Annotated in this window: 24 protein-coding genes; 9 read left to right on the top strand and 15 right to left on the bottom strand. The window is 62.5% G+C overall.

Annotated features, from left to right (window positions below; all coding sequences use genetic code 11):
• Positions 1 to 7 precede the first annotated feature (7 nt).
• From IVB22_RS08195 to IVB22_RS08165, 7 genes are all read right to left on the bottom strand, one after another.
• Positions 8 to 835 (bottom strand): flagellar motor protein MotB, encoded by an 828-nt coding sequence (locus IVB22_RS08195; protein ID WP_247516780.1) that lies wholly within the window; start codon positions 833 to 835, stop codon positions 8 to 10.
• Positions 836 to 867: 32 nt separating this feature from the next.
• Positions 868 to 1,641: a motility protein A gene (locus IVB22_RS08190; protein ID WP_247516779.1), complete on the bottom strand. Its 774-nt coding sequence runs from the start codon at positions 1,639 to 1,641 to the stop codon at positions 868 to 870.
• A gap of 192 nt (positions 1,642 to 1,833) precedes the next feature.
• Positions 1,834 to 2,802: a tripartite tricarboxylate transporter substrate binding protein gene (locus IVB22_RS08185; protein WP_247516778.1), complete on the bottom strand. Its 969-nt coding sequence runs from the start codon at positions 2,800 to 2,802 to the stop codon at positions 1,834 to 1,836.
• Between the two features lie 37 nt (positions 2,803 to 2,839).
• Complete coding sequence (locus tag IVB22_RS08180; RefSeq protein ID WP_308200365.1) at positions 2,840 to 3,559, bottom strand: RraA family protein; 720 nt, start codon at positions 3,557 to 3,559, stop codon at positions 2,840 to 2,842.
• A gap of 133 nt (positions 3,560 to 3,692) precedes the next feature.
• Positions 3,693 to 4,586, bottom strand: coding sequence for a phosphatidylcholine/phosphatidylserine synthase (locus IVB22_RS08175; RefSeq protein ID WP_374207483.1), 894 nt, complete (start codon positions 4,584 to 4,586; stop codon positions 3,693 to 3,695).
• Between the two features lie 66 nt (positions 4,587 to 4,652).
• On the bottom strand, positions 4,653 to 5,351 hold the full coding sequence (locus tag IVB22_RS08170) for a phosphatidylserine decarboxylase (RefSeq protein ID WP_247516777.1): 699 nt from the start codon (positions 5,349 to 5,351) through the stop codon (positions 4,653 to 4,655).
• Between the two features lie 57 nt (positions 5,352 to 5,408).
• Entirely contained in the window at positions 5,409 to 7,397 is a 1,989-nt protein-coding gene (locus IVB22_RS08165; protein ID WP_247516776.1) for an ABC transporter ATP-binding protein/permease, read from the bottom strand.
• A 212-nt stretch (positions 7,398 to 7,609) separates the two neighbouring features.
• On the opposite strand from IVB22_RS08165, the gene IVB22_RS08160 reads away from it, so the two are divergent.
• Complete coding sequence (locus tag IVB22_RS08160) at positions 7,610 to 8,230, top strand: TIGR00730 family Rossman fold protein (protein ID WP_247516775.1); 621 nt, start codon at positions 7,610 to 7,612, stop codon at positions 8,228 to 8,230.
• 3 nt (positions 8,231 to 8,233) lie between these two features.
• Here the strand turns inward: IVB22_RS08160 and IVB22_RS08155 are convergent, their stop codons facing one another.
• From IVB22_RS08155 to cysS, 4 genes are all read right to left on the bottom strand, one after another.
• Positions 8,234 to 8,611 carry a VOC family protein gene (locus IVB22_RS08155; protein ID WP_247516774.1) on the bottom strand — a complete coding sequence of 126 codons (378 nt, stop codon included), beginning with the start codon at positions 8,609 to 8,611 and terminating at the stop codon, positions 8,234 to 8,236.
• A gap of 128 nt (positions 8,612 to 8,739) precedes the next feature.
• Entirely contained in the window at positions 8,740 to 10,338 is a 1,599-nt protein-coding gene (cimA, locus tag IVB22_RS08150; RefSeq protein WP_247516773.1) for a citramalate synthase, read from the bottom strand.
• A complete protein-coding gene (locus IVB22_RS08145) occupies positions 10,335 to 10,847 on the bottom strand; it encodes a GNAT family N-acetyltransferase (protein ID WP_247516772.1) in 513 nt (170 codons plus the stop codon). Before IVB22_RS08145 ends, cimA begins: the two co-directional genes overlap by 4 nt.
• Positions 10,848 to 10,964: 117 nt before the next feature.
• The gene (cysS, locus tag IVB22_RS08140; RefSeq protein ID WP_247516771.1) at positions 10,965 to 12,380 is read right to left on the bottom strand and encodes a cysteine--tRNA ligase; all 1,416 of its coding nucleotides are present in this window, start codon (positions 12,378 to 12,380) and stop codon (positions 10,965 to 10,967) included.
• A 306-nt stretch (positions 12,381 to 12,686) separates the two neighbouring features.
• Here cysS and IVB22_RS08135 point away from each other — a divergent pair, with 306 nt between their 5' ends.
• Complete coding sequence (locus IVB22_RS08135; protein ID WP_247516770.1) at positions 12,687 to 13,013, top strand: hypothetical protein; 327 nt, start codon at positions 12,687 to 12,689, stop codon at positions 13,011 to 13,013.
• A 169-nt stretch (positions 13,014 to 13,182) separates the two neighbouring features.
• Positions 13,183 to 14,340 (top strand): DUF2865 domain-containing protein, encoded by a 1,158-nt coding sequence (locus IVB22_RS08130; RefSeq protein WP_247516979.1) that lies wholly within the window; start codon positions 13,183 to 13,185, stop codon positions 14,338 to 14,340.
• A gap of 56 nt (positions 14,341 to 14,396) precedes the next feature.
• On the opposite strand, the gene IVB22_RS08125 is transcribed toward IVB22_RS08130, so the two are convergent.
• Positions 14,397 to 15,305, bottom strand: a complete 909-nt coding sequence (locus IVB22_RS08125; RefSeq protein WP_247516769.1) for a DUF2189 domain-containing protein — start codon at positions 15,303 to 15,305, stop codon at positions 14,397 to 14,399.
• A gap of 549 nt (positions 15,306 to 15,854) precedes the next feature.
• Here IVB22_RS08125 and IVB22_RS08120 point away from each other — a divergent pair.
• The 5 genes from IVB22_RS08120 (at position 15,855) to IVB22_RS08100 (ending at position 20,391) form a co-directional block, all read left to right on the top strand.
• Positions 15,855 to 16,688 (top strand): cytochrome c oxidase subunit II, encoded by an 834-nt coding sequence (locus IVB22_RS08120; RefSeq protein WP_247516768.1) that lies wholly within the window; start codon positions 15,855 to 15,857, stop codon positions 16,686 to 16,688.
• A gap of 82 nt (positions 16,689 to 16,770) precedes the next feature.
• Positions 16,771 to 18,546 carry a cbb3-type cytochrome c oxidase subunit I gene (locus tag IVB22_RS08115; protein ID WP_247516767.1) on the top strand — a complete coding sequence of 592 codons (1,776 nt, stop codon included), beginning with the start codon at positions 16,771 to 16,773 and terminating at the stop codon, positions 18,544 to 18,546.
• A complete protein-coding gene (locus IVB22_RS08110; RefSeq protein ID WP_247516766.1) occupies positions 18,543 to 19,247 on the top strand; it encodes a cytochrome c oxidase subunit 3 in 705 nt (234 codons plus the stop codon). The genes IVB22_RS08115 and IVB22_RS08110 overlap by 4 nt, the downstream gene beginning before the upstream one ends.
• Positions 19,248 to 19,257: 10 nt before the next feature.
• Complete coding sequence (locus IVB22_RS08105) at positions 19,258 to 19,980, top strand: heme-copper oxidase subunit III family protein (RefSeq protein ID WP_247516765.1); 723 nt, start codon at positions 19,258 to 19,260, stop codon at positions 19,978 to 19,980.
• Positions 19,981 to 19,989: 9 nt separating this feature from the next.
• Complete coding sequence (locus IVB22_RS08100; protein WP_247516764.1) at positions 19,990 to 20,391, top strand: cytochrome C oxidase subunit IV family protein; 402 nt, start codon at positions 19,990 to 19,992, stop codon at positions 20,389 to 20,391.
• 56 nt (positions 20,392 to 20,447) lie between these two features.
• On the opposite strand, the gene IVB22_RS08095 is transcribed toward IVB22_RS08100, so the two are convergent.
• From IVB22_RS08095 to IVB22_RS08085, 3 genes are all read right to left on the bottom strand, one after another.
• Positions 20,448 to 22,199: an NAD+ synthase gene (locus IVB22_RS08095; protein ID WP_247516763.1), complete on the bottom strand. Its 1,752-nt coding sequence runs from the start codon at positions 22,197 to 22,199 to the stop codon at positions 20,448 to 20,450.
• 145 nt (positions 22,200 to 22,344) lie between these two features.
• Positions 22,345 to 22,698, bottom strand: coding sequence for a diacylglycerol kinase (locus tag IVB22_RS08090; RefSeq protein WP_247516762.1), 354 nt, complete (start codon positions 22,696 to 22,698; stop codon positions 22,345 to 22,347).
• A gap of 1 nt (position 22,699) precedes the next feature.
• Entirely contained in the window at positions 22,700 to 24,088 is a 1,389-nt protein-coding gene (locus IVB22_RS08085) for a class II 3-deoxy-7-phosphoheptulonate synthase (protein WP_214487071.1), read from the bottom strand.
• Between the two features lie 171 nt (positions 24,089 to 24,259).
• On the opposite strand from IVB22_RS08085, the gene IVB22_RS08080 reads away from it, so the two are divergent.
• Positions 24,260 to 25,165 carry an alpha/beta fold hydrolase gene (locus IVB22_RS08080; protein ID WP_247516761.1) on the top strand — a complete coding sequence of 302 codons (906 nt, stop codon included), beginning with the start codon at positions 24,260 to 24,262 and terminating at the stop codon, positions 25,163 to 25,165.
• Positions 25,166 to 25,274 lie beyond the last annotated feature (109 nt).

The raw sequence follows: 25,274 nt of genomic DNA, 5'->3' as shown, positions 1-25,274 counted from the left end.
CGCCGTTTTACGGCTTCAGGTTTGGCGGAAGCGGCGGATTTTCGCGCATCAATGTGATGGTGACGCGACGGTTTGCCGGCAATGTCGGATCGTCGGGAAACAATGGCTGGCTGTCGGCCCTGCCGCCGACGGCGTAGATATGGGATGGCGGCAGCCCCTCGCGTTCGAGGATCTGACGCACGACGTTGGCGCGGTCCGCCGACAGATCGAACGCGCCATATTCGCTGCGCGCTGGCACCAAGCCGGCCGACGTGTGGCCGACAATTCTGACCCGCAGCGGTGTCGCCTTCAACGGCACGGCCAGTTTCTGGATCAACCGGCGGGTGCGGTCATAGGGGACCTTGGAGCCGTCGGCGAACATCGAGCGGCCATCCTGGTCGACGATTTCGAGATTGAGACCCTCTTTGGTTTCCTCGAACATGATGTGCTTGGACATTTCGGTCAGTTCCGGCATGTCCTGCAACGCCTGGCGCAATGAGGCCGAGGCGAGCGCGAACTCGCGATCGACCTTCAGTTTGGCACCCCATTCGCGCTGACGGTCCTTGTCGTCGGGCGTCGGGGTATTGGAGGATTCCTCGGGCGAAATATGCTCGACGTTCTTCAGTTTCGGCCGCGTCGGCAGGCCGTCGGCTTCGACGATTCCCGAATATCTGGACTCGGTCTGCACGCCGAACGCTTCGCGCATGGAGCCGGCGACGATCTTGAGCTTGGCGGAATCCTGGGTGGAGAACGCCACCAGCATCACGAAGAATGACAGCAATAGCGCCATCAGGTCCGCAAACGTCACGAACCAGCCGTGACCGCCATGCGCCTCTTCGCGTTTTTTCTTTGCCATATTCTACGTCCGCGCCTGGATGCCGCCGTCGATCAGGCCGGAGCCAGTTCGCCTTCCTCGTGACGATGTTTTTCGGGCAGATAGGCCAACAGCATTTCACGCACCAGCGCCGGGCTCTTGGAATCGCGAATCATCAGGATGCCGTCGATGATCAGCGTGCGATTGGTCTCCTCGTCGATCAGCTTGCCATGCAGCTTGTCGGCGATCGGCAGGCAGATCAGGTTGGCCACGAGCGCACCGTAAAGCGTCGCCAACAATGCGACGGCCATGAAGGGACCGAGTTTTGAGGGATCCGACATGTTCGAGAACATCTGCACCATGCCGAGCAGCGTGCCGATCATGCCGAACGCCGGCGCGCAATCGCCGATCGCGCGATAGATCTTCGAACCCTCGTTCAGGTGCATTAGAAAATTGTCGCGATCGCGCTCCATGTTGTCGCGGATGAATTCGAGATCGTAGCCGTCGGCGACGTAGCGGATTCCCTTGGCGAGGAACGGCTCGTCGGTCTCGACCTTTTCCAGACCGACCGGCCCCTGCTTGCGGGCGATTTCGGCGATGCGGGCCAGTTCGTCGACCAGGTCGCGCGCCGACAGGCGGCTCATGGTGAAGGCGAATTTCGCGCCCAGCGGCATGCCGTGCAGGATCGCGCTGAGCGGAAAGCGGATCAGCGTCGCCGCGAACGAGCCGCCGAAGATGATGATGACGGCGTGGATGTCGTAAAACATCCGGAAGTCACCGCCCATCAGGATCAGCGCACACAGTACGATGATGCCGACGACCAGGCCAACGAGCGTGGTGATATCCATTCTGAACTCCGACGCATACGCGAACCACCGGCCATCCTGACCGGCCGCGCCGCTCTGATCGGAGCCACGCAAAAGGCACCCTACGACCGCGCCATTAAAGACGCGTAAAGGTTAAGCCTAAAGCGTGGTCGTAGAATTGCGGGCCCACGGCCCGCACGGTCTCAAGGATTCGCTAACCATAGCGGTTGGCGCTCACTGCGCCTGCACGCCGATGCCGGCGGCCTTGATGATCGGCCACCATTTTTCGATCTCGGCCTTCTGGAAGGCGGCCAGTCCCTCCGGGGTCTGCTGCGCGCGGAACGCGACGTCGAGCCCCAATTCGGTAAACCGCTTCTGGATCGCGGGGTCGGCCAGCGCTTCCACCGTCGCGGCATTGAGCTTGGCGATGACATCCTTCGGCGTGCCCTTTGGCGCCCAGAAGCCGAACCAGCCGGACATATAGAGGCCGGGCACGCCGGTCTCGTCCGCGGTCGGAATATCCGGCATCGAGGCCGAGCGCGTGGCCGAGAGATTGGCGAGCGCCTTGATTTTGCCGGCGCGGATTTGCGGCAGCGCTACCGCGCCCTGCACGACCAGCAGATCCACCGTGCCGGAGATCAGGTCGGTCATCGCGGGACCGGCGCCGCGATAGGGAATGAACTGCACTTTCTGCTTGGTCAGGCTCTCGAACATCACGCCGGTGACGTTCGCCGCCGCGTTCTGGTTGACGAAGTTGATCTTGCCCGGGTTTTCCTTCATCCAGGCGACCAGTTCGCCAAGCGTGTTCGCCGGCAGGTCTTTCTTGGCGACCATGAGCTGGGGATTGTTCGAAACAAGCGCGATCGGCTCGAAGTCTTTCTCGAGGTCGTAGTCGAGCTTGTAGATGATGCTGCCGACATGGGTGTCCCACTGGCCGATGTCGAAGGTGTAACCATCGGGCGCGGCGCGGGCGACGCGCCCGACACCGATGCTGCCGCCGGCGCCGCCGACATTTTCGATGACGACGGACTGGCCAAGCGGAGCACGCATCCGCTCGGCCATGATCCGGGCGGCAGCATCGGTCGATCCACCGGGCGGGAAAGGCACCACCAGCGTGATGGGACGAGAGGGGTAGGTTTGCGCCTGCGCAGCCGCGGCACCGAAGAGGATTAAGAATGACAGCGCCGCCCAGAACTCCTTCATGACGTTTTCCCCCTGCTTGTTTAACCCTGACTTTTTGTCAGTGGATCTCGGACGAACGCTTCAGCGCCTCTTTCAGCTTCTCGAGTGTGAAATCCGGGCTGCGCGCGATCTCCAGAATCGGCGTTTCGCGCCGGCCGCAGAGTTCGGCGGCTTCCGGAATCTTCGCCGCGATGTCGACCGGGACTACGATGGCGCCGTGCTGGTCGGCGTGGATGAGGTCGTCGGAATGCACCGTCATGCCGGCGACGCGCACTTCGCCGCCCCAGTTTTCGGCATGGACCCAGGCATGCGACGGTCCGATCGAGCCGGCCAGCGCCTGAAAGTCCGGCGCCCATTGCGGGATGTCGCGGATCGAGCCGTCGGTGATGACGCCGAGGCAGCCGAGCGCCTTGTGCACGTTGCTCTGCACCTCGCCCCAAAACGCGCCGTAGCCGACGTCGGCGCCATCGATATCCTGGATCACGGTGATGCGCGGACCAAAACCAGTGCCGACATATTCGTAATAGGCGATGCGGCGCTTCGCCTGCTCATCGGCTGGAAGGGTAGATTTGAGCACCGAGCGGATCGTCACGGTGCGGGCATAGCCGACTATCGGCGGCAAATCGGGAAATGGGCAGACCAGCGGCTTGGTGGTGTAGCCGATCAGGCGGCGTTCGGGCGCCACGATTTCCATCGCATTGCAGATCGTCGGCGTGTCATAGCGCGCCAGCGCTTCGAGGACGGAAGCAGGCAGCGGGGCGGTAACGGCTTTGTTCACGGCGTTCTCTCCTGATTGTTCTTGGCCGGCTGCTTTTGAAAGCCGTGCGTCAGCATGCCCTATAGCCGAGATTGGCGTCGAACCCAACTCGGCAGCGGCTCATGGCAGCTATATCGGAAGTGGCTCGGAGCGCTCAGTTCAGCCGCGCCGGCCGCTCGACCTCGGCATCATCAGGGGCGGGCGAAAACGGCGCCGCCGGAGTCGATGGCGCAGCCTCGCCCGTCACGTCCGATTGCACTGTGGCGGCCGCCTTGCGCTCATGGTCGCGATAGGACTTCCACCCCCAGGGCAGGCTCAGGAGATAGAGCACCGAGCCGATCGACAGGATGTGCCAGGGATAGCCGATCAGCAGGGCGACGAAGAACACCACCGAAACGAAGACCGGCAGCACCATTTCCGGCGGCACGCGCATCCGCACCGTCTTGCCGGAAAAGACCGGCAGGCGCGACACCATCAGGAACGCGATGAGAAGTATATAGCCCGCGGTCAGCATGGCCGGCGGCTTCGGGACGCCGAGAAACGCCAGATAGAACGGCAGCATCGCAAGAATGGCGCCGGCCGGCGCCGGCACACCGGTGAAGTAATTCGCCGCAAAGGCAGGCTTGTTCGGATCGTCGATTGAGGCGTTGAAACGCGCCAGCCGCAGGCCGCCCGCGATCGCAAACACCATCGCCGCGATCCAGCCGCCATTGTTCAGCTCTTGCAGCTGCCAGAAATACAGCATCAGGCCGGGCGCGACGCCGAAATTGACGAAATCCGCAAGGCTGTCGAGTTCGGCGCCGAATTTCGACTGGCCCTTGATCATGCGCGCGACACGGCCGTCGACCCCGTCGAGGACGGCTGCGAATACGATGGCGGCGACCGCGAGCTCCATCCGCCCTTCGATCGACAGGCGGATCGCCGTCAGCCCGGCGCAGATCGCGAGCAAGGTGATGACGTTGGGCACCAGCATCCGCACCGGGATCGGGCGAAAACGGCGGCGGCGCAGTTCAGGGTATTTGGGATCGGGGGTCAACATGCCTGCCATTATATAGCAAGCGCCGGTCCGGTTCACCATCGGCGCCGCCCGGCCATTTAGGTGGCCGAGAGGTGGTTAATCGGCCCGAAACGTCCGCCCCTGCTCGCTCGACCCGAAATCAGCCAAAATCGTCTCGCCGGCAACCGCGGTCTGGCCCTCGGAGACCAGCGATTTCGAACCTTCGGGCAAATAAACGTCCAGACGCGAGCCGAAACGGATCAGGCCGAACCGCTCGCCGGCACCGATCGACTGGCCTTCCCGCACGAATGAGACAATCCGCCGCGCCACCAGGCCGGCGATCTGGACCACGCCGATCCGTCCGTTCGTGGTCGAGATGACAAGCGAATTGCGCTCATTGTCTTCGCTGGCCTTGTCGAGTTCGGCGTTGATGAAGGCGCCGGGCCGGTAGGCGATGCGATCGATGCGGCCCGCCACCGGGCTGCGGTTCACGTGGCAGTTGAACACGCTCATGAAGATCGAAATGCGCGGCAGCGGCCGGTCGCCGAGACCTAGTTCGGCCGGCGGCAGCACCTGCGCGATCATGGAGACGCGGCCGTCGGCCGGCGACACCACGATGCCGTCGCGCACCGGCGTGACGCGAACGGGATCGCGGAAGAACAACGCGCACCAGACCGTCAAAAGCGTGCCGATCCAGCCGAGCGGAGTCCAGATCCAGAACAGGATCAGGCTGACCGCCGCAAAAGCGCCGATGAAGGGATAGCCCTCGGGATGGATCGGCGGGATCTGCGCGCGGATGGAATTCGCAATCGACATCGAGGCTCACTGTTATCTGGCCGACTTCCCGTTTCGGAAAGTAGCGCCGTATTTGGATTATTCCGCGGCGGTTGCCAAGGGATCTTTGGGGTTGGGCGGGTCTCTGGGCTGCTCGTTGAGCGGATCATCGACCGGCGGCGGGGCACGGTTCGGCGCCTCGTTGCCGTCGTCGATCTGGGCGAGTTTCTCCCGCGCCTCCTCGGCCTCGCGCTGCCTGTTCCACATGCTGGCATAGAGCCCGCCGGACGCCAAAAGCCTGACATGGGTGCCGCGTTCGGCGATGCGCCCTTGATCCAGCACGATAATTTCGTCGGCGCCGACGATGGTCGACAGCCGGTGCGCGATCACGAGCGACGTGCGGCCACGCGAGACGCGCTCCAGCGCTTCCTGGATTTCATGCTCGGTGTGGCTGTCGAGCGCGGAGGTCGCCTCATCCAGCACCAGGATCGGCGGCGCCTTCAGCACAGTGCGCGCAATCGCCACGCGTTGCTTCTCGCCGCCGGACAATTTCAGGCCGCGTTCGCCGACCTGGGTTTCGTAGCCCTTCGGCGACATCCGGATGAAGCTGTCGATCTGCGCCAGTTGTGCCGCCTGCTCCACCTCGGCATCGCCGGCGTCCCAGCGGCCGTAGCGGATGTTGTAGCGGATGGTGTCGTTGAACAGCACGGTGTCCTGCGGCACCATGCCGATCGAGGCGCGCAGGCTCGCCTGCGTGACGTTCCGGATGTCCTGCCCGTCGATCAGGATTTTTCCGCTGGAGACGTCATAGAGACGAAACAGCAATCGCGAAATCGTCGACTTGCCGGCGCCGGAGGGACCGACGATCGCCACCGTCTTGCCGGCGGGGACTTCGAAACTGAGGCCCTTGAGGATCGGCCGTTCCGGATCATAGGCGAAGCGCACGTCGTCGAAGCGCACATTTCCCGAGCTCACGATCAAGGGCGCAGCGCCCGCGATATCCTTGATCTCGGGATTCCGCTGCAGCACGTTGAACATCTTCTCGATGTCGATGATCGCCTGCTTGATCTCGCGATAGACCATGCCCATGAAATTCAGCGGCTGGTAGAGTTGGATCATCATGGCGTTGACCATGACGAAATCGCCGACCGTATTGGTGCCGTTGCGGACACCGAGCGCGCACATCAGCATGGTCGCGGTGAGGCCGATGGTGAAAATGATCGCCTGCCCGGTGTTGAGCACCGCCAGCGAGGTATAGGTCTTCACGCTGTTGTGCTCGTAGCGCTCCATCGAACGGTCGTAGCGTTCGGCCTCGCGCTGCTCCGAGCTGAAATATTTCACCGTCTCGTAATTGAGCAGCGAGTCGATTGCCTTGGTGTTCGCCTCGGTGTCGGAATCGTTCATCTTGCGGCGGATTTCGATCCGCCATTCGGTGGCGATATAGGTGTAGTACATGTAGATCACGACGGTGATCGCGGTGACCAGCACGTAGCGCCAATCGAACTGCCACAGCAGCACCGCCATCAAGAGCGACACCTCGACGATGGTCGGGATCAACTGCAGGATCACCATCCGCACGATCACTTCGATGCCGGTGCGGCCGCGCTCCAGCACGCGCGTCAAGCCGCCGGTCTTGCGCTCCAGATGGAAGCGCAGCGACAGCTCGTGCATGTGGACGAAGGTGATGTAGGCGAGTTTACGCACCGCATGCATCGCGACGCGCGCGAAGATGCCGTCGCGCCACTGCGTCAATACCGCCATCAGCACGCGCACCGCGCCGTAGCTCGCGGTCATCAGCAAGGGCGAGGCGATCAGCCACAGCATCCAGTTCGACGCTTCGACTGGTGCTGTGCCCGTGCCGTTGAGCGCATCGATCGCCCATTTGAAGGTGAACGGCACCGTCAGCGTCGCGAGCTTCGCCAGAAGCAGCAGCACCATCGACCAGACCACGCGCATCTTCAGGTCCGCGCGGTCGCCGGGCCAGATATAGGGCCACAGATGCACCAGCGTCCCGGTCAGGGTCGCTTTTTCTGGAGAGTCGCTGGCCAGAGGTTGGGCGGCACGGTCAAGCGAATCAGGGTCAGCCATCGATGTCGCGCCCAACGCAAGATGGCGCACCGGCCGCCGTCAGATGGTTTCTCGTGATCTGCATATGTCCGTCATATAGAGCGTTTAACTCCCCCGTACAGCCTTGAAAGATAAATCTTTCCCCCGTTTGGTTTGATTTCGGGCCTATTCGTGCTGCACCACCGAAATCAACCGGACTTGAGCTTTGCCGGGTGCAGTGCCACATCATCTCCATGGATCAAATCAAAACCGATCAAATCAAAACTGTCTGTGTCTATTGCGGCTCCGGCCCCGGTTCCAGCCCAAGCTTTGTCGAAGCTGCCCTCGCTTTGGGAAAAGCTTTTGCCGAAAATAATATCCGGCTTGTCTATGGCGGTGGATCGGTCGGGCTGATGGGCGCGGTCGCCAAATCCACGCTGGATCACGGCGGCCTGGTCACCGGCATCATCCCGGATTTTCTGAAGTCCCGCGAACATGCGCTGTCACGCGTTCAAGAAATGATCGTCACGCCCGACATGCACGAGCGCAAACGGCTGATGTTCGAACACTCCGACGCCTTCGTGGCCCTGCCCGGCGGCATCGGCACGCTGGAGGAACTGGTCGAACAGATGACCTGGCAGCAACTCGGGCGCCACTCCAAGCCGGTGCTGCTCGCCAATATCGACGGATTCTGGGAACCGCTGATCGCGCTGCTGGCGCATATGCGCGAAACCGAATTCATCCGCCCGGCGCTGGACATCGACATCCTCAAGGCTGAACGGGTCGAGGACATCGTGCCGCGCCTGCGCGCCGCCGCCGCCCGCGCGCCGGAAGGCAGCAAGGAAATGGCGCCGGAATTGGCGCGGAAGTTGTAGGCTTCACCCACTGGGAAACGTCACCGCCTCGATGCGATTGCCGTCGGGGTCGATGACGAAGGCGGCGTAATATTTGACGCGATCGTGCGGACGCATGCCCGGCGCGCCGTCGGAACGGCCGCCGGACTTCAGCGCCGCCGCGTGAAACGCATCGACATCATCAGTCGTTTTGGCACGAAGGCAGATGTGCGTTCCGCTCTCGGGCGGCACGGGCGTCATGCCGGCGCGGAGATTGATCCAGAATTCGGGATAGGTTTTTCCGAAACCGATGGTTGCGGGCCGCGTCACCAGACGAGACAAGCCGAGGGCTGCAAGCGTCGCTTCATAGAACCGCGCGGAGCGTTCGAGATTGCTGACGCCGACGGAGATGTGGTCGATCATGGAGTGGGCCCCTGCTCTCTCCCTGCGTCACTTGTAGCCCGGATGGAGCGCAGCGAAATCCGGGGCAGTCAAGCCACGTGCGAGAATCCCGGATTGCGCTGCGCTCCATCCGAGCTACAGGTTCAAACTCACGCCGGTGCGCCTGACTTCACCAGCTTGTAGACCACCGAATCCATCAGCGCCTGGAACGAGGCGGCGATGATATTGGGTGAGACGCCGATGGTGATCCAGCTATCGCCGTTCTCGTCCTCGCTCTCGATCAGGACCCGCGTCACCGCTTCCGTGCCGCCATTGAGGATACGCACGCGATAATCGATCAGCTTCAGGCCCTCGATGTATTTCTGGTACTTGCCGAGGTCCTTGCGCAAGGCGACGTCGAGCGCGTTGACGGGGCCGTTGCCTTCCGCCGCTGAGATCAGCCGTTCGCCGGCGACATCGACCTTCACCACGGCGAGCGCCACCGTGATGCGCTGGCCGTTGGCGTTGTAGCGCTGCTCGACATTGACGTCGAACTGCTCGACCTTGAAATATTCCGGCACCCGGCCGAGCGTGCGCCGCGCCAGAAGGTCGAACGAGGCGTTGGCGGATTCATAGGCGTAGCCCGCCGCTTCCCGCTCCTTCAACTCCTCGACCAGACGCGCCAGCTTCGGGTCGCTCTTCTCGTAGGTGATGCCGGCGCGGTCGAGTTCGGCCATCACGTTGGAGCGGCCGGCCTGATCGGAGACCAGCACCTTGCGGTGATTGCCGACTAATTCCGGCAATACGTGCTCGTAGGTCTGTGGATCCTTCATGACGGCCGAGGCATGAATGCCGGTCTTGGTCACGAAGGCGCTCTCGCCGACGTACGGCGCATGGCGGTTCGGCGCGCGGTTGAGCATGTCGTCCAGCGTTCGCGACACCTTCATCAGCGTCGTCAGCTTCTCGTCCGTGACGCCGATCTCGAACGCGTCGGAGAACTCTTTCTTCAGGCGCAGCGTCGGGATCAGCGAACAGAGATTGGCGTTGCCGCAGCGCTCGCCAAGCCCGTTCAGCGTGCCCTGGATCTGACGCGCGCCGGCGCGCACGGCGGCCAGCGAATTGGCCACCGCCTGCTCGGTGTCGTTATGGGCGTGGATGCCGATATGGCTGCCCGGAATGTGAGTGATGACGGCGCCTACGATGGTCTCGATCTCGTGCGGCATGGTGCCGCCATTGGTGTCGCACAGCACCACCCAGCGCGCGCCGGAATCATAGGCCGCCTTGGCGCAGGCGAGCGCGAAATCAGCGTTCTCCTTGTAGCCGTCGAAGAAGTGCTCGCAATCGACCATCACCTCGCGGCCGGCGGCCTTCGCCGCACTGACACTGTCGCGGATTGAGGCGAGGTTTTCCTCGTTGGTGGTCTCCAGCGCCACCCGCACCTGATAGGCGGAGGATTTCGCGACAAAGCAGATCGCGTCGGCTTTGGCTTCGATGAGTGCCGCAAGACCGGGATCGTTCGAAGCCGAACGGCCCGGACGGCGCGTCATGCCGAACGCCGTGAATTTGGCGCTCTCGAACTTTGGCTTGTCCGAAAAGAATTCAGTGTCGGTCGGGTTGGCGCCGGGATAGCCGCCCTCGACATAGTCGATACCGAGATCGTCCAGCATCTGCGCGATGATCTGCTTGTCATGCAGCGTGAAATCGACGCCGTTGGTCTGCGCGCCGTCGCGCAGCGTGGTGTCGAACAGATAGAGGCGTTCGCGGCTCATGTCGGAACTCCCGGCGCGGCGGTATCGGCCAGCGTCTTCTGCATCGTGGTGTTGGCGAGCCATTCGCCATTGAGGGTGACGGTGTTGCGCTGTTTGGCGGTATAGCCGCGCTTCTTGAAGAACGGTTCCGCGGTGTCGCTGGCATCGACCGTCAGGGATTTCGCACCGCGGGCGCCGGCCAGCTTTTCCAGCGCATCGACCAGCATCGACGCAACGCCCTGTCCGGCCACGCTCGGATGGACATAGAGCATATCGATGTGGTCGGCGCCCTTCAGAGAGGCAAAGCCAACCGGCGCATTCTGGATGGTCGCGATCAGCGTCAACTGCCCGGCGAGTTTCTCGCCGAGCGCTTCCTCGTCCTCGGCAGCCGCAGCCCAGGCTTCCTGCTGCGCCTCGCTGTAATCGTCGCCGGTCAACTCCTCGATGCTGGCAACGAAGATTGCCGCCAGCATCGGAACATCCGCCGGCAAAAACGGCCGCAAGCCAGGTTTGGGCAATGCCTGTCCCATCGCGTCAAAACACTCCGAACAGTCTCAAGGCGAGCACGACCGCACCGACGATCAGCGCCCATTTGATGAAGATGTAATAGCGCCAGTGCTTTGGGAAAGGCGTATCGGGTTCTTCCATCACGCGACCTCCCATGTAGTTACAGGTTTTCCGTCGGCATCCTTGCCGTCCTTGATGGCGACGCCCATCGCGGCCAGTTCGTCGCGGATGCGATCGGACTCATTGAAATCCTTTCGCGCGCGCGCCGCCGCGCGCTCCGCGATCAGGCGATCGACCTGTTGCGGATCGATGCCGCTCGCCTGCTGCTTGCGTCCCTTCCACGCCGCAGCACTGATCGAGAGGAATCCGAGCAGCCGAAGCGAGGCCGCGAACTGGCCGCGTTCGCGCGCGCCGCCAGACGCCGCCGCATTGCGCAGGCCGTGCAGGACAGCCATGGCCTGCGCCGTGTTGAGGTCGTCATAGAGCGCCTCGACCATGGCCTGCGACGGTTGACCACCCTCGGCGTCGGCTGCGACCGCGTACCAATCATCGAGCGTCCTGGCGCTCTCTTCCGCCCCCTTCAGGGTCCAGTCGAGCGGCGAGCGATAATGCGTCTTGAGCATGCCCAGACGCAGCACCTCGCCCGGCCAATCGGCCAGCAGTTCGCGGATCGTGAAGAAGTTGCCGAGCGACTTCGACATCTTCTCGCTTTCGAGCTGCAGGAAGCCGTTGTGCATCCAGACATTCGCCATGCGGTCGGAATGAAAAGCGCAGCAGGTCTGCGCAAGTTCGTTCTCATGGTGCGGAAACACCAGGTCGATGCCGCCGCCATGAATGTCAAATTTTTCGCCGAGATGCTTCCAGGCCATCGCCGAGCATTCGATATGCCAGCCGGGGCGGCCTTCCGCCTTGATCCCCGATGGCGACGGCCACGACGGCTCGCCCGGCTTCGACGGCTTCCACAGCACGAAGTCGGTATTGTCGCGCTTGTAGGGCGCGACGTCCACGCGGGCGCCCGCGATCATCTCGTCGAGCGAGCGTTTCGACAATGCGCCATAGCGCGGCATCACGGAATTGGCTTCGTTCATAGCCTGCGGCGAGAACAGCACATGGTCTTCGGCAACATAGGCAAAGCCGCCGGCCACGAGCTTCTCGATGATCGCCCGCATCTCCGGGATATGTTCGGTCGCGCGCGGCTGGACCGTCGGGGCCAAGCAGCCAAGCGCGGTGACGTCGTCCTGATACTGCCGATAGGTCTCTTCGGTGACCTTGCGGATCGCCTCGTTCAAGGGCACGCCGGGATAATCGCGCGCGGCGCGGACGTTGATCTTGTCGTCGACGTCGGTGATGTTGCGAACGTACTTCACGTGATCAGCGCCATAGCGATGACGCAGCACGCGGAACAGCACGTCGAACACGATTGCCGCGCGGCCGTTGCCGATATGGGCGAAGTCATAGACCGTCGGTCCGCAGGCATACATGCGGACGTTATCGGCAGCGAGCGGCGTGAACGGCCGCTTCTCCTTCGTCAACGTATCGTAGAGTCGCAGTTCCATGGAGAACCCATCCGTTGCGGCCGGGCGTCCAGTGATCTCAGTTTTTGAGAAAAGACGGCCTCAGCCAGCGAATCGCTAGCTAATAATCTCGCGGCAAATGCTGCAGATGGCGAGGAGACCGTTCATGGTTCCACCATTGCGGTATCGGGCGGACGTCGTCAAGGCCTTGCTTGTGCCCGATTTGGGGCCGATCAGGCCGTCGAACCCCGCCATTCGCTGCCGCCATTCGGGCTCATGGTTAATCATTATTAACCTTTTGGGCCTATCTGTGCGGGAGCGATCCCTCGTCCCCTGCCGGTGTCATCCATGCGACTTTCCTCAGCACTCATTGCCAGTACCTTGCTGGCAAGTGCCTTCCTGCTTGCCGCCTCTTCGGTCGCTTCCGCCGACAGTCGCGTCTTCATCGTGGCCAATCAGGCGGACGGTTACGGCGTCGACGAGTGCCTCGCCAGGGGCGACAAATGCGGCGCCCATGCCGCCCGCTCCTACTGTCACTCACGGGATTTTGCGCAAGCCACCGCCTATCGCCGCATCGATCCCGGCGAAGTCACCGGCGCGGTTCCGAGCGGCGGCGGCGATAAATGCTCTGGCCACGGCTGTGTCGAATACGTCGCCATCACCTGCCAGCGCTAGAGACGATTATCCCGAAGAATCAAGGGCCGGTTTGCCACATCTGCGCCCCGGAAACGACGTGACGCTGCCCCGAGAAGCAGGTATTGCATGCGGCCTTGGCCGCAGAACGCTGCCTTGGCCGCGCCATCAGGCTGACAAGCCGCGCGGATCAGCTCTCTCATGGCCGGATATGCTGAAAATTCGCAACGTTCCCCTTTCGCTTCGGATTTTGACCTGCGCCGTCCTGCTCGGTATCGCCAGCCCGGGCGCGCCCGCTTTGGCGCAGACGAACGACGACGCCATGGCGCAGATGAACCAGGACGCCGCGCCTCCGCAGCAGCAGGGCGCGCAGGCCAATCCGATCTGCATCCGGCTCGAAGGACAATTGGCGACCATCGACCGTGGCGCCGGCACCGGCGACCCCGCCAAGGATGAACAGATCCGCCGCTATCAGGAAGCCCAGGCCAAGCAACAGGCCGAACTCGATCGGGTCACGCTACAGGCCAAGCGGATGGGCTGCGAAAGCTCGGGCTTCTTCTCGCTATTCAATGGCCGCTCGGCGCAGTGCGGTCCAGTCAACAACCAGATTCAGCAGATGCGCGCCAATCTCGACCAGATCACCACCAGCCTGGAGCGGCTGCGCAGCGGCGGCATCGGCGGCGCCGACCGCGAAAACCAGCGCCGCTCGGTGCTGACGGCGCTCGGGCAGAACAATTGCGGCCCGCAATATGCCGCCGCCGCGCGCGGCCCCGGCAACTTCATCGACAGTCTGTTCGGCAACAACCAGACGCTGCCGCCGCCCAGTGCCGACCTCGGCGCGCCGTCCGGCACCTTCCGCACCGTCTGCGTCCGCACCTGCGACGGCGGTTATTTCCCGGTGTCGTTCGCCACCTACCAGGCGCGCTTTCAGGACGACGAGAGGACCTGCAAGGCACTTTGCCCGGCGACGGAAGCGACGCTGTTCACCTACCGCAATCCTGGCGAGGACATCAACCAGGCCGTCTCGATCAACGGCCAAGCTTATACGTCGCTGCCCAACGCATTCAAATTCCGCACCGAGTTCAACGCGTCCTGCGCCTGCAAGGCCGCAGGCCAGACCTGGTCGGAAGCGCTGAAGTCGGTCGACGACAGGGCCGGGGTCGAACAAGGCGACATCATCGTCACCGAGGAGAGCGCCAAGCGGATGCAGCAGCGCGCACAGCCGAAGGGCCCGCCCGCTCCCAAGAAAGGCACGGCGCCCGCGCCCTCCACCGCCGCGGCACCGCCGCCTGCCGATACGACCGCGACCGCCGGCGACAAGGACAAGATCCGCACCGTCGGCCCGACCTTCGTCGCGCCGAAGCAATAGACGCCCTGCCCCTCGAACGCTTCCGGCGGTCCTGGGCTCAAATCTCGCGGCTACTTCTAGCGTTCCCGGCTCCACGGGAAGAGATTGGCCGGGAAGTCCGCCGCGTAGCGGTGTCCCTTCCGCAGGCGGGGCTCTTCCTGTGGCGGATTGGGATCCGGCTCCACCACTTTCCGGTACAGATGCCAGGTGGCGTGGCCGAGCACCGGCAGAACGACGGCGAGACCGACGAACAACGGTATCGAACCGATCACCAGCAGCGCCGCGACAATCAGCCCCCACCCGGCCATCGGAATCGGATTCATCATCACAGCCCGCAGCGACGTCCGGATGGCGTCGATCGCCGTGGCATGCCGGTCGAGCATCAACGGAAACGACACGACACTGACGCACAGCGAAACGACCGCGAACAGGAAACCAACGCCGCAACCGATGATGATGAGCAACCATCCGTCCGCCGTCGTCAGGACGCGCGTTGCGAAGTCAGGGATACTCGCGGCCGGAGCGTGGCCAAAGATTTCGACGTAGATAGCGTTCGCTACGCCGATCCAAGCCCCGAACAGAACGAGCAGGAGAACGCCGAGTTCGATCATGCCGCCGAAAGCCGGAGCGCGCAGCACGTGAAGCGCATCCGACACGCTGACCTCCTCGCCGCGCTCGCGGCGGCGGCTGAGCTCATAGAGACCAATCGCGGCAAAGGGTCCAAGCAAGGCAAACCCGGCAGCCAGCGGAAACAGCAGCGGCAGCACCGAATAGCCAAGGACCATCCTGAACAGAGCAATACCGAGAACGGGATAAATCACGCACACGACCACCGCGTGACTTGGCATCGCCTTGAAGTCTTCCCAGCCCAGGCGCAACGCCTCGCCCAGGTCGGATAGTTCGATCTTGCGAATGGGATATGTGGCGGCGTCGCCGAAAACGTGACGTCCAACCTTTGCGATGTTGTCAGAATACGTGGTGGCCATAGACGCAACCTCCCGTGCTCGCAGAAGCGGCGGTCAAAACGACGCCGCAACCCGCGTGTCTCCGCATTGATGTGCGAGAGTCGCGGTCGAGCCGAGTACGGCAAACCCAAATTCATCGAAAAGGTCTTAGCCGGACGAAACCTGTCGCGACCTTGCACAACAAGTTTAGCGCGATTGGCTTCAAATAGCACTCGCGAAATAGCGCTTACGGTTGGGCGAATTGTGCACGCTGCCGGTCATTAGTTGCATTGCGTCATCATCAAACGCCGGCTCGCACTCGCCCGCCTGCTGCATCAGCGCAGCAGCCCGACGCTCAAGTGATCTATTGACGCCAGCCCCGACGCGTACCATCCTGACTTCCGACGCCCGGATCTGGTGAATTGCGGTCGTAACGTGTGCTCCGTGCCACGGTTAGATGTCGCGACCGCGGTCAAATGGGCGAGGCAAGACACATTGCGATGGCGCATGTGAAGTCGGCCATCAAGACAAGGTGTGTGCTCCGCCCTCTGATTCGACTCCGTTGCCTTTAATGGCAAGAAGGAGCGAGGGATGGTTGTCGCTATCGTACTGCTTCTGGTCGCAGTCGGCTCGGTGCTGTTTCACATCTACAGCCCGTGGTGGTGGACGCCGATCGCCACCAACTGGCGCTACATTGACGACACCATCAACATAACCTTCTGGATCACCGGGGCGGTTTTCTTCGCGGTGATCGCGTTCATGGCCTATTGCGTCTTCCGCTTCCATCACAAGGAAGGAAGGCAGGCAGCCTACAATCCCGAAAACAAAAAGCTCGAATGGTGGCTCACCATAGGCACCGCGATCGGCGTTGGCGCCATGTTGGCGCCCGGCCTGGTGGTCTGGCACCAGTACGTCACGGTTCCGGCCGACGCTACCGAGATCGAAGTCATGGGCCAGCAATGGAGCTGGAGCTTCCGCCTCCCCGGCAAGGACGGCCGGATGGGCACAACCGATGTTCGCTACGTCAGCTCCGACAACCCCATGGGCTTGAACCCCGACGATCAGCACGGGCAAGACGACGTTGTCATCGCAAGCGACGACTTGCACCTCCCCATCGGGAAGCCGGTCAAGGTTTTGCTTCGCTCCCTCGATGTCCTGCACGATTTCTATGTGCCCGAGTTCCGCGCCAAGATGGACATGGTCCCGGGCATGGTCACCTATTTCTGGATGACCCCGATCCGAACCGGCACGTTTGATGTTCTCTGCGCTGAGCTGTGCGGCGCGGCGCACGCGCAGATGCGCGCCAAGGTTTTCGTCGACGAAGAGAGCGACTATCGGGCCTGGCTGGAGAAGCAGAAGACGTTTGCGGAATTGTCAGGCCGAAGCGCCGTTAAGAGGGCGACGTACGAATCCGGCGGCAAATAAGAAATGCTGCCGCGAAGATGGATTGGGCGCGCAAGACCCGCTCATCGCGCCCTGATGGAAGAAACGACCGGGAGGTAATTCAATGGTCGATGTCCCGTATGACGCAATCGCGGACGCCCCGCCTGCAGAAGTGCCGGAGGTTGAGCTCTATCACCCCAAAAGCTGGTGGACGCAGTATGTCTTTTCGCAGGACGCCAAAGTCATCGCCATCCAGTACTCGCTGACGGCGACGGCAATCGGGCTGGTGGCCCTGGTGCTGTCGTGGATGATGCGGCTGCAACTGGGATTTCCCGGCACATTCTCCTTCATCGATGCAAATCAATATCTCCAGTTCATCACCATGCACGGCATGATCATGGTGATCTACCTGCTCACGGCATTGTTTCTGGGAGGCTTCGGCAACTACCTGATCCCGCTGATGGTCGGCGCTCGGGACATGGTGTTCCCTTACGTGAACATGCTGAGCTACTGGGTCTACCTGCTCGCAGTTGTGGTGCTGGCGTCGACCTTCTTCGTGCCCGGCGGGCCAACCGGTGCCGGCTGGACGCTATACCCGCCGCAGGCGATTCTCTCCGGCACCCCCGGGCAGGATTGGGGCATCGTTCTGATGCTGGCGTCGCTGATCCTGTTCATCATCGGCTTCACCATGGGCGGGCTGAACTACGTAGTGACCGTGCTGCAGGCGCGCACGCGCGGCATGACGTTGATGCGTTTGCCCCTCACCGTGTGGGGCATTTTCACAGCCACCGTGATGGCGCTGCTGGCTTTCCCGGCGCTGTTCGTCGCCTCTGTCATGATGCTGTTCGACCGCTTGCTGGGAACCAGCTTCTTCATGCCCGCACTCATCGAGATGGGCCAGCAGATGAAGTATGGCGGCGGCAGCCCGATCCTGTTCCAGCACCTGTTCTGGTTCTTCGGCCATCCTGAGGTCTATATCGTCGCCCTGCCCGCCTTCGGCATCGTCTCCGATCTGATCAGCACCCACGCGCGAAAGAACATCTTCGGCTATCGCATGATGGTCTGGGCGATCGTGGGAATCGGCGCGCTCAGTTTCGTCGTATGGGCGCACCACATGTATGTGAGCGGCATGCACCCGCATTTCGGGTTCTTCTTCGCCACGACGACACTCATCATCGCCATCCCAACCGCCATCAAGGTCTACAACTGGGTACTGACCCTGTGGCGCGGCGACATCCATCTCACGGTCCCGATGCTGTTCGCCCTCGGCTTCATCATAACATTCGTGAACGGCGGGCTCACCGGCCTCTTCCTCGGCAACGTCGTCGTCGATGTCCCGCTGTCGGATACCATGTTCGTCGTCGCGCATTTCCACATGGTGATGGGCGTGGCGCCGATCATGGTCGTGCTGGGCGCGATCTATCATTGGTACCCCAAGGTAACGGGGCGGATGCTGGATGACTGGATGGGCAAGTTTCATTTCTGGGTCACGTTCCTCGGCGCCTATCTGATCTTCTTCCCCATGCATTACCTCGGGCTGCAGGGAGTTCCGCGCCGGTATCACGACCTTGGCGAAGCGGCGTTCATCACGCCGAACGTCCATACGCTCAATGCCTTCATCACCGTGGTGGCCTTGATCGTGGGCTTCGCCCAGATGGTGTTCCTTTTCAATCTTGTCTGGAGCCTGTTCAAGGGTAAGGCTTCAGGCGGCAATCCATGGCGGGCGACAACACTGGAGTGGCAGACGCCGGAGACCCCGCCCGGACACGGCAACTGGGGCAAGGAGCTCCCGGTGGTCTATCGATGGGCGTATGACTACAGCGTGCCCGGTGCTGCGCAGGACTTCATTCCGCAGAACCAGCCACGCGCGACGCCGGCCCTTCAGGGAGCTGCGCCGTGAGCGCCATCATCCTGTTCATGGCTGTAATAGCGGTCATCGCCGGATGGTGGCTTTCGCAGCAACGGCTGATGGCCAAGCCCTGGCTGGAAGAAGGCGGGATTGGTGACTTTCCCGGCACCGGCGCGATGACCTGGCCCGCAGCGAAGATCGGGCTGGGAGTGTTTCTCGCTGTCGCCGGCTCGCTGTTCGCACTCTTCACCAGCGCTTACTCCATGCGCATGAACATGGTGGACTGGCGCGCGATGCCCGTGCCTGCGCTGCTGTGGTTCAACACCGGCGTCCTGGTCTTGAGCAGTGTCGCGCTGCAATGGGCGTACGTGGCCACACGCCGAGACAACATGAACGGTGTAATCGTCGGCCTATGCGCAGGGGGAGCATCCGCCGTTACATTCCTGGTGGGGCAATTGTTGGCGTGGCAACAGCTGAGGGCCGCGGGCTATTTCGTCGCGTCCAATCCAGCCAATTCCTTCTTCTACATGATCACCGCGGCGCACGGGCTGCACTTGATGGGCGGCCTGGTGGCGCTCGGCAGAACGACCGCCAAGGTGTGGCGTGGCGCCGAGATGGCCCAGCTGCGCCTGAGCGTGGAGCTCTGCACGATCTACTGGCATTTCCTGCTGTTGGTCTGGCTGGTCTTGCTTGGTCTGTTGACGGGCTGGACAGACGATTTCGTCGACATCTGTCGGCGGTTGCTCAGCTAGGAGAGACCAGATGGCAGAGACTGCGCTGACAAACCCGGAAGAATCGGCCGCGCGAGCTACCGGCTGGCAGGGCATTGCTGACGACTGGTCCTCGGATCAGCGCGCATTCAAGAATGTCTCCTGGGGGAAGGCCATGATGTGGATCTTCCTCCTGAGCGACACCTTTATCTTTAGCTGTTTTCTGCTGTCCTACATGACCGCGCGAATGTCCACGACCGTGCCGTGGCCGAATCCGAGTGAGGTATTCGCTCTCACGATTGGCGGGCATCATATCCCACTCATCCTGATCGCCATCATGACCTTCGTCCTGATCAGCAGCAGCGGGACGATGGCGATGGCCGTCAATTTCGGCTACCGCCGTGATCGCACCAAGACCGCGGTATTGATGCTGGTCACGGCGGCACTTGGTGCAACGTTCGTCGGAATGCAGGCCTTCGAATGGACCAAGCTGATCATGGAAGGCGTGCGGCCTTGGGAAAACCCCTGGGGTGCACCGCAGTTTGGCGCAAGCTTTTTCATGATCACCGGCTTCCACGGCACTCACGTGACGTTCGGCGTGATTTTCCTGGTCGCCATCGCGCGAAAGGTCTGGCGGGGAGACTTCGACGTCGAAAGGCGCGGCTTCTTCACGAGCAGAAAGGGACAGTACGAGATCGTCGAAATCATGGGCCTCTACTGGCACTTCGTCGATCTCGTGTGGGTGTTCATCTTTGCCTTCTTTTATCTTTGGTGAGGTCGGCGCATGACAAACGTGGCGGTACATTTGGAAGCACAACAACCTTCGCTGCAAACGCATGCGCATGATGCAATCGCAACTGGAGCCGTGCACGACAAGGGGCAGCAGCACCCGATCAAGCTCTATCTCGTGGTCTGGGGCTGGTTGTTCGTCCTCAGCGCCTGCTCCTATCTCGTCGACTACTTCCACCTCCAGGGCTATCTCAGATGGTCCCTGATCCTGTTGTTCATGATGTTGAAGGCGGGCCTGATCGTCGCCGTCTTCATGCATATGGCCTGGGAGCGGCTGGCCCTGGTCTACGCCATCCTGTTGCCGCCGGTGCTGGTGATGGTGTTCGTGGCGATCATGGTGTTCGAATCCGACTACACGCACCTCATCCGGGTCTTGTTCTTCGCGCCAGCGACGTAGGAAAAGCCGTCGCCGGGCGAGATCAGGGCGCGATGCCTGTTCGCAATTGATAGCGTTTATCCGTCAAATACGTCCGCCGATGCACGTCCAGCGCGGGCGACCAGTTTCTCGTCAGGCGCGGGCAACGCCCTGCCATTGTCACGGAAGCGGTTAGTGATGGGATAGCGGCGGTCGCGGCCAAAATTCTTTTCCGTGACCTTGACGCCAGGTGCGGCCTGCCGCCGCTTGTATTCGGCGACGTTGAGCAACCGGTCGATCCGCGTCACCACGTCAGCCGGGAAACCGGCCGCGATGATCGAGGCGAGCGGCTCCTCCCGCTCCACCAGCCGCTCCAGGATGGCATCGAGCACCTCATAGGGCGGCAGCGAATCCTGGTCGGTCTGGTTCTCGCGCAACTCCGCCGTCGGCGGCCGCACGATGATGTTGACCGGGATCACCTCGCCCAAAGGTCCCAGCGAGCCGTCCGGCTTCCATTCATTGCGCAGGCTCGACAGGCGGAACACTTCGGTCTTGTAGATGTCCTTGATCGGATTGAAGCCGCCGTTCATGTCGCCATACAGCGTGGCGTAACCGACCGACATTTCCGACTTGTTGCCGGTCGTCACCACCATCGCGCCGGTCTTGTTCGAAATCGCCATCAGCAACGTGCCGCGGGTACGCGCCTGCAAATTCTCCTCGGTGATGTCGCGCGGCAGGCCGGCGAACGGGCCGGACAGGATCTTTTCGAACCCGTTGACGGCGTCGGCGATCGGCAGCACGTCGTAGCGAATGCCGAGCGCTTTCGCGAGTTTTGCCGCATCGTCGAGCGAGACCTGCGCGGTGAACCGGAACGGCAGCATCACGCCGCGAACCTGGTCCGCCCCGAGCGCATCGACCGCGATCGCCGCGCACAGCGCGGAATCGATGCCGCCGGAAACGCCGAGCAATACGCCGGGAAATCCGTTCTTGCGGACATAATCGCGCAGGCCCAGCACGCAGGCGGCGTAATCGGCCTTGTCGCCCTCGACCAGCGGCACCACCGGCGCGGAGCAGCGCCAGCCGTCGACGCTCTTGGTCCAGCGCAGCGTGGTGATGTTCTCCTCGAACGCGGGCAACTGCGCCGCGACCGAAAGATCGGCGTTGAGCGCAAACGAGGCGCCATCGAACACCAGTTCGTCCTGCCCGCCGATCTGGTTGAGATAGACCAGCGGCAAGCCGCTCTCGGTGACGCGGGCGACCGCGATCGACAGCCGCAAATCGTTCTTGTCGCGCGCATAGGGCGAGCCGTTCGGCACGACCAGAATTTCGGCGCCGGTCTCGGCGAGGCATTCGACGATATTCTCGTATTCTTCGGACTCTTCGAGCCAGATGTCCTCGCAGATGGGAACGCCGACCCGGACGCCCTTGACCGTAACCGGCCCCGCGGCCGGACCGCGCGCGAACAGCCGCTTCTCATCGAACACGCCGTAATTCGGCAAGTTGGCCTTGTAACGAAGGGCTGCGATGCGGCCCTGATCGAGCAGCGCGCAGGCATTATAGAGCTTGCCATCCTCGACCCAGGGCGTGCCGATCAGCATCGCGGGGCCGCCGCCCTCGGTCTCGCGCGCCAGCTCTTCGATCGCCGCGCGGCAGGCCGTCTGGAAGGCGGGCTTCAGCACCAGGTCTTCCGGCGGGTAGCCGCAGATGAACAATTCGGGCAGCACCACGAGATCGGCGCCGTCAATTTTTGCCTTGTCGCGCGCGGCGCGCGCCTTGGCGGCGTTTCCTGTGACGTCGCCGACCGTCGGGTTCAACTGCGCCAGCGTGATCGTAAAGGTGGGTTCGGTCATGGGGCGATGGTGCCTCGCACAAGAACAAACTGCAAATGCTTGCTTCATAGCGTTTTCGAGCGAAGTGGATACCGGTTCGCGTGAAGAAAACGCCTTAAAACAATATCTTAGATATGCGGTTCCGACCCAGATCAGTACCGCATATCTAGAACGCGCCTATGCGTTCGGCGATGGCAAACAGCCAGAACGCCCCGGCCATCAACAGCGCGACGCCGACCGCCGCCGACCCCATGTCCTTGACCCGCCCGATCTGCGGATCGTGGTCGGTGGTGAGCCGGTCGGCGAGCTTCTCGATCGCGGTATTGAGGATCTCGACCACCAGAACGAAAGCCACCGCCGCGACCAGTTCAACCCGGCGCATCACGCTCGCGCCGACCAGCCAGGCCAGCGGCACCGACAGCGCAAGCGCGAGAAGTTCCTCGCGGACGGCCTGCTCCGAGCGGATCGCAAAGGCGAGGCCGTTACGGGTGTTGATCGTAGCCCGCCAGAGTCGCAGCAAGTCAAAGCCCCGCTGCGGCCGGCATCGGCTTTTCCTTGCCCGCCCGCTCCTGCTTGAGCAGTTCGGCGATCAGAAAGGCCATGTCGATCGATTGTTCGGCATTGAGACGGGGATCGCAGACCGTGTGATAGCGGTCGTTGAGGTCCTCGTCGGTGATGGCGCGGGCGCCGCCGATGCATTCGGTGACGTCCTGCCCGGTCATTTCCAAATGCACGCCACCGGCATGCGTCCCCTCCGCCGCATGGATGGCGAAGAACGACTTCACCTCCGACAACACGCGGTCGAACGGGCGGGTCTTGTAGCCCGAGTTCGAGGTGATGGTGTTGCCGTGCATGGGATCGCAGGACCAGACCACGACGCGCCCTTCCCGCTGCACGGCGCGGATCAGCGGCGCGAGATGGTCGCCGACCTTGTCGGAGCCGAAGCGGTTGATCAGCGTCAGCCGCCCGGGCTCGTTGTCGGGATTGAGGATGTCGATCAGCTTCAACAGCTCATCCGGCTTCAGCGACGGGCCGCATTTCAGGCCGATCGGGTTCTTGATGCCGCGGAAATACTCGACGTGGCCGTGGTCAAGTTGGCGGGTGCGGTCGCCGATCCAGATCATGTGGCCCGAGGTCGCGTACCAGTCGCCGGTGGTGGAATCGACCCGCGTAAAGGCCTGCTCGTACCCCAAAAGCAGCGCTTCGTGGCTGGTGTAGAAATCGGTGGCGCGCAGTTCGGGATGGCTTTCGAGATCCAGCCCACAGGCGCGCATGAAATTCAGCGCATCCGAGATACGGTCCGCCAGTTCCTTGTAACGGCGCGACTGCGGCGAATCCTTGAGGAAACCGAGCATCCACTGATGCACGCTGCCGAGATTGGCAAAACCGCCGGTCGCGAAGGCGCGGAGCAGATTGAGCGTCGCCGCCGATTGACGGTACGCCATCAATTGGCGCTGCGGATCCGGGATGCGCGACTCCGCCGTGAAGGCGATGTCGTTGATGATGTCGCCGCGATAGCTCGGTAGCTCGACGCCGTTGATCTTCTCGGTATTCGACGAGCGCGGCTTGGCGAATTGTCCGGCGATGCGCCCGACCTTCACGACCGGCAGCGCGCCGGCGTAGGTCAGGACGACCGCCATTTGCAGCAGCACGCGGAAAAAGTCGCGGATGTTGTTGGCGCCATGCTCGGCAAAGCTCTCGGCGCAATCGCCGCCCTGCAGCAGGAAGGCTTCGCCCGCAGCCACCCGGGCCAGCGCTTTCTTCAGGTTGCGGGCTTCGCCGGCAAACACCAGTGGCGGAAACGTGGCGAGCTGCGCCTCGACGTCGGCCAATGCCTTGGCATCGGGATAGTCGGGGACCTGCAGCACCGGCCTGGTGCGCCAGCTATCGGGCGTCCACCGCTCGGACATGACGTTAACTCCTGAGCAAAAACCGCTACTTACAAGCGATTGTGAAGGCCGCGTTATACACAGGCCTTTAGCCGACCGCCAGTTAGATTTCCAGTAATCCTGACAAGCCCTTGCGGCAAAAGCCGATTTCGCTTTTGCTGTGGCCGCTCGCAAAACTGGCAGGAGAACACGGTGGCCGAGCCGGGGCTGGACGACGTATTTAGCGACGATATCACGGTGCCTGCGACGGATGGATATCCCCTTGCCGCGACGCTGTTTCTGCCCCGCGGGGCCAAGCGTCACGCCGTCCTGATCAATTCGGCGACCGCGGTCCCCCGCAAGCTCTACCGGGGCTTTGCCGGCTATCTCGCCAAGCGCGGCTGCGCGGTTTTGACCTACGACTATCGCGGCACCGGCGATTCCAGGCAGCAGGCGCTGACCGGCAACAACCAGCCGAAATCGCTGGTCGGCTTCAAGGCCTCGATGTCGGACTGGGCTGCACAGGATATTACGGCGACGGTCGCCTGGATGCGCGAGCGCTACAAGGCGCTCCCCTTCGCCTATGTCGGACATTCGTTCGGCGGCCAAGCGCTCGGGCTGTTGCCGAACAATTCGGAGATTTCGCACGCGCTGTTCATTGCCGCCCAAGCCGGCTACTGGAAACTGATGACGGCGCCGGAGCGCTACCGCGTCTACGCCCTGCTGAATTTTGTAGGCCTCCCGCTCACCCGCGCGCTCGGCTATATGCCAGGCAAGGCCGGCCTCGGCATGGACCTGCCGAAGGACGCGTTCCTGCAATGGGTCGGCTGGGTGATGAGCCCGCGCTATCTGTTCGACGACGCCAGGCTCGAAGCCTTGCAGAACTTTCCGAACTACAAGGGCGCATTGCGCGCGCTCTGCATGACCGACGATCCCTGGGCGACGCGGCCCGCGGTCGAATTGCTGTGCTCGGGATTTACCTCGATCAAGCCCGAGATCGTCACGGTGACGCCGGCGGATACCGGCGCCGCCAAGATCGGGCATATGGGATTTTTCAGGTCCGAACATCGCGAAACGCTATGGCGCGGCGCGGCGGAGTGGATCGAGGCGGGAGAGTAGCTTCTTCCGATTCAATTTTCGAACAGCGGAAACGGGCGTGCGGTTCCTCCCGACGGGAACTGCAACAGAACCGTGGTTTCCCGGATAGACCACGCCGAATCAAGATTCG

The organism is Bradyrhizobium sp. 190 (assembly GCF_023073415.1).
Lineage (GTDB): Bacteria > Pseudomonadota > Alphaproteobacteria > Rhizobiales > Xanthobacteraceae > Bradyrhizobium.
The sequence above is the reverse complement of the archived record's forward strand: the minus strand, read 5'-3'. Positions and strand labels throughout refer to the sequence as shown.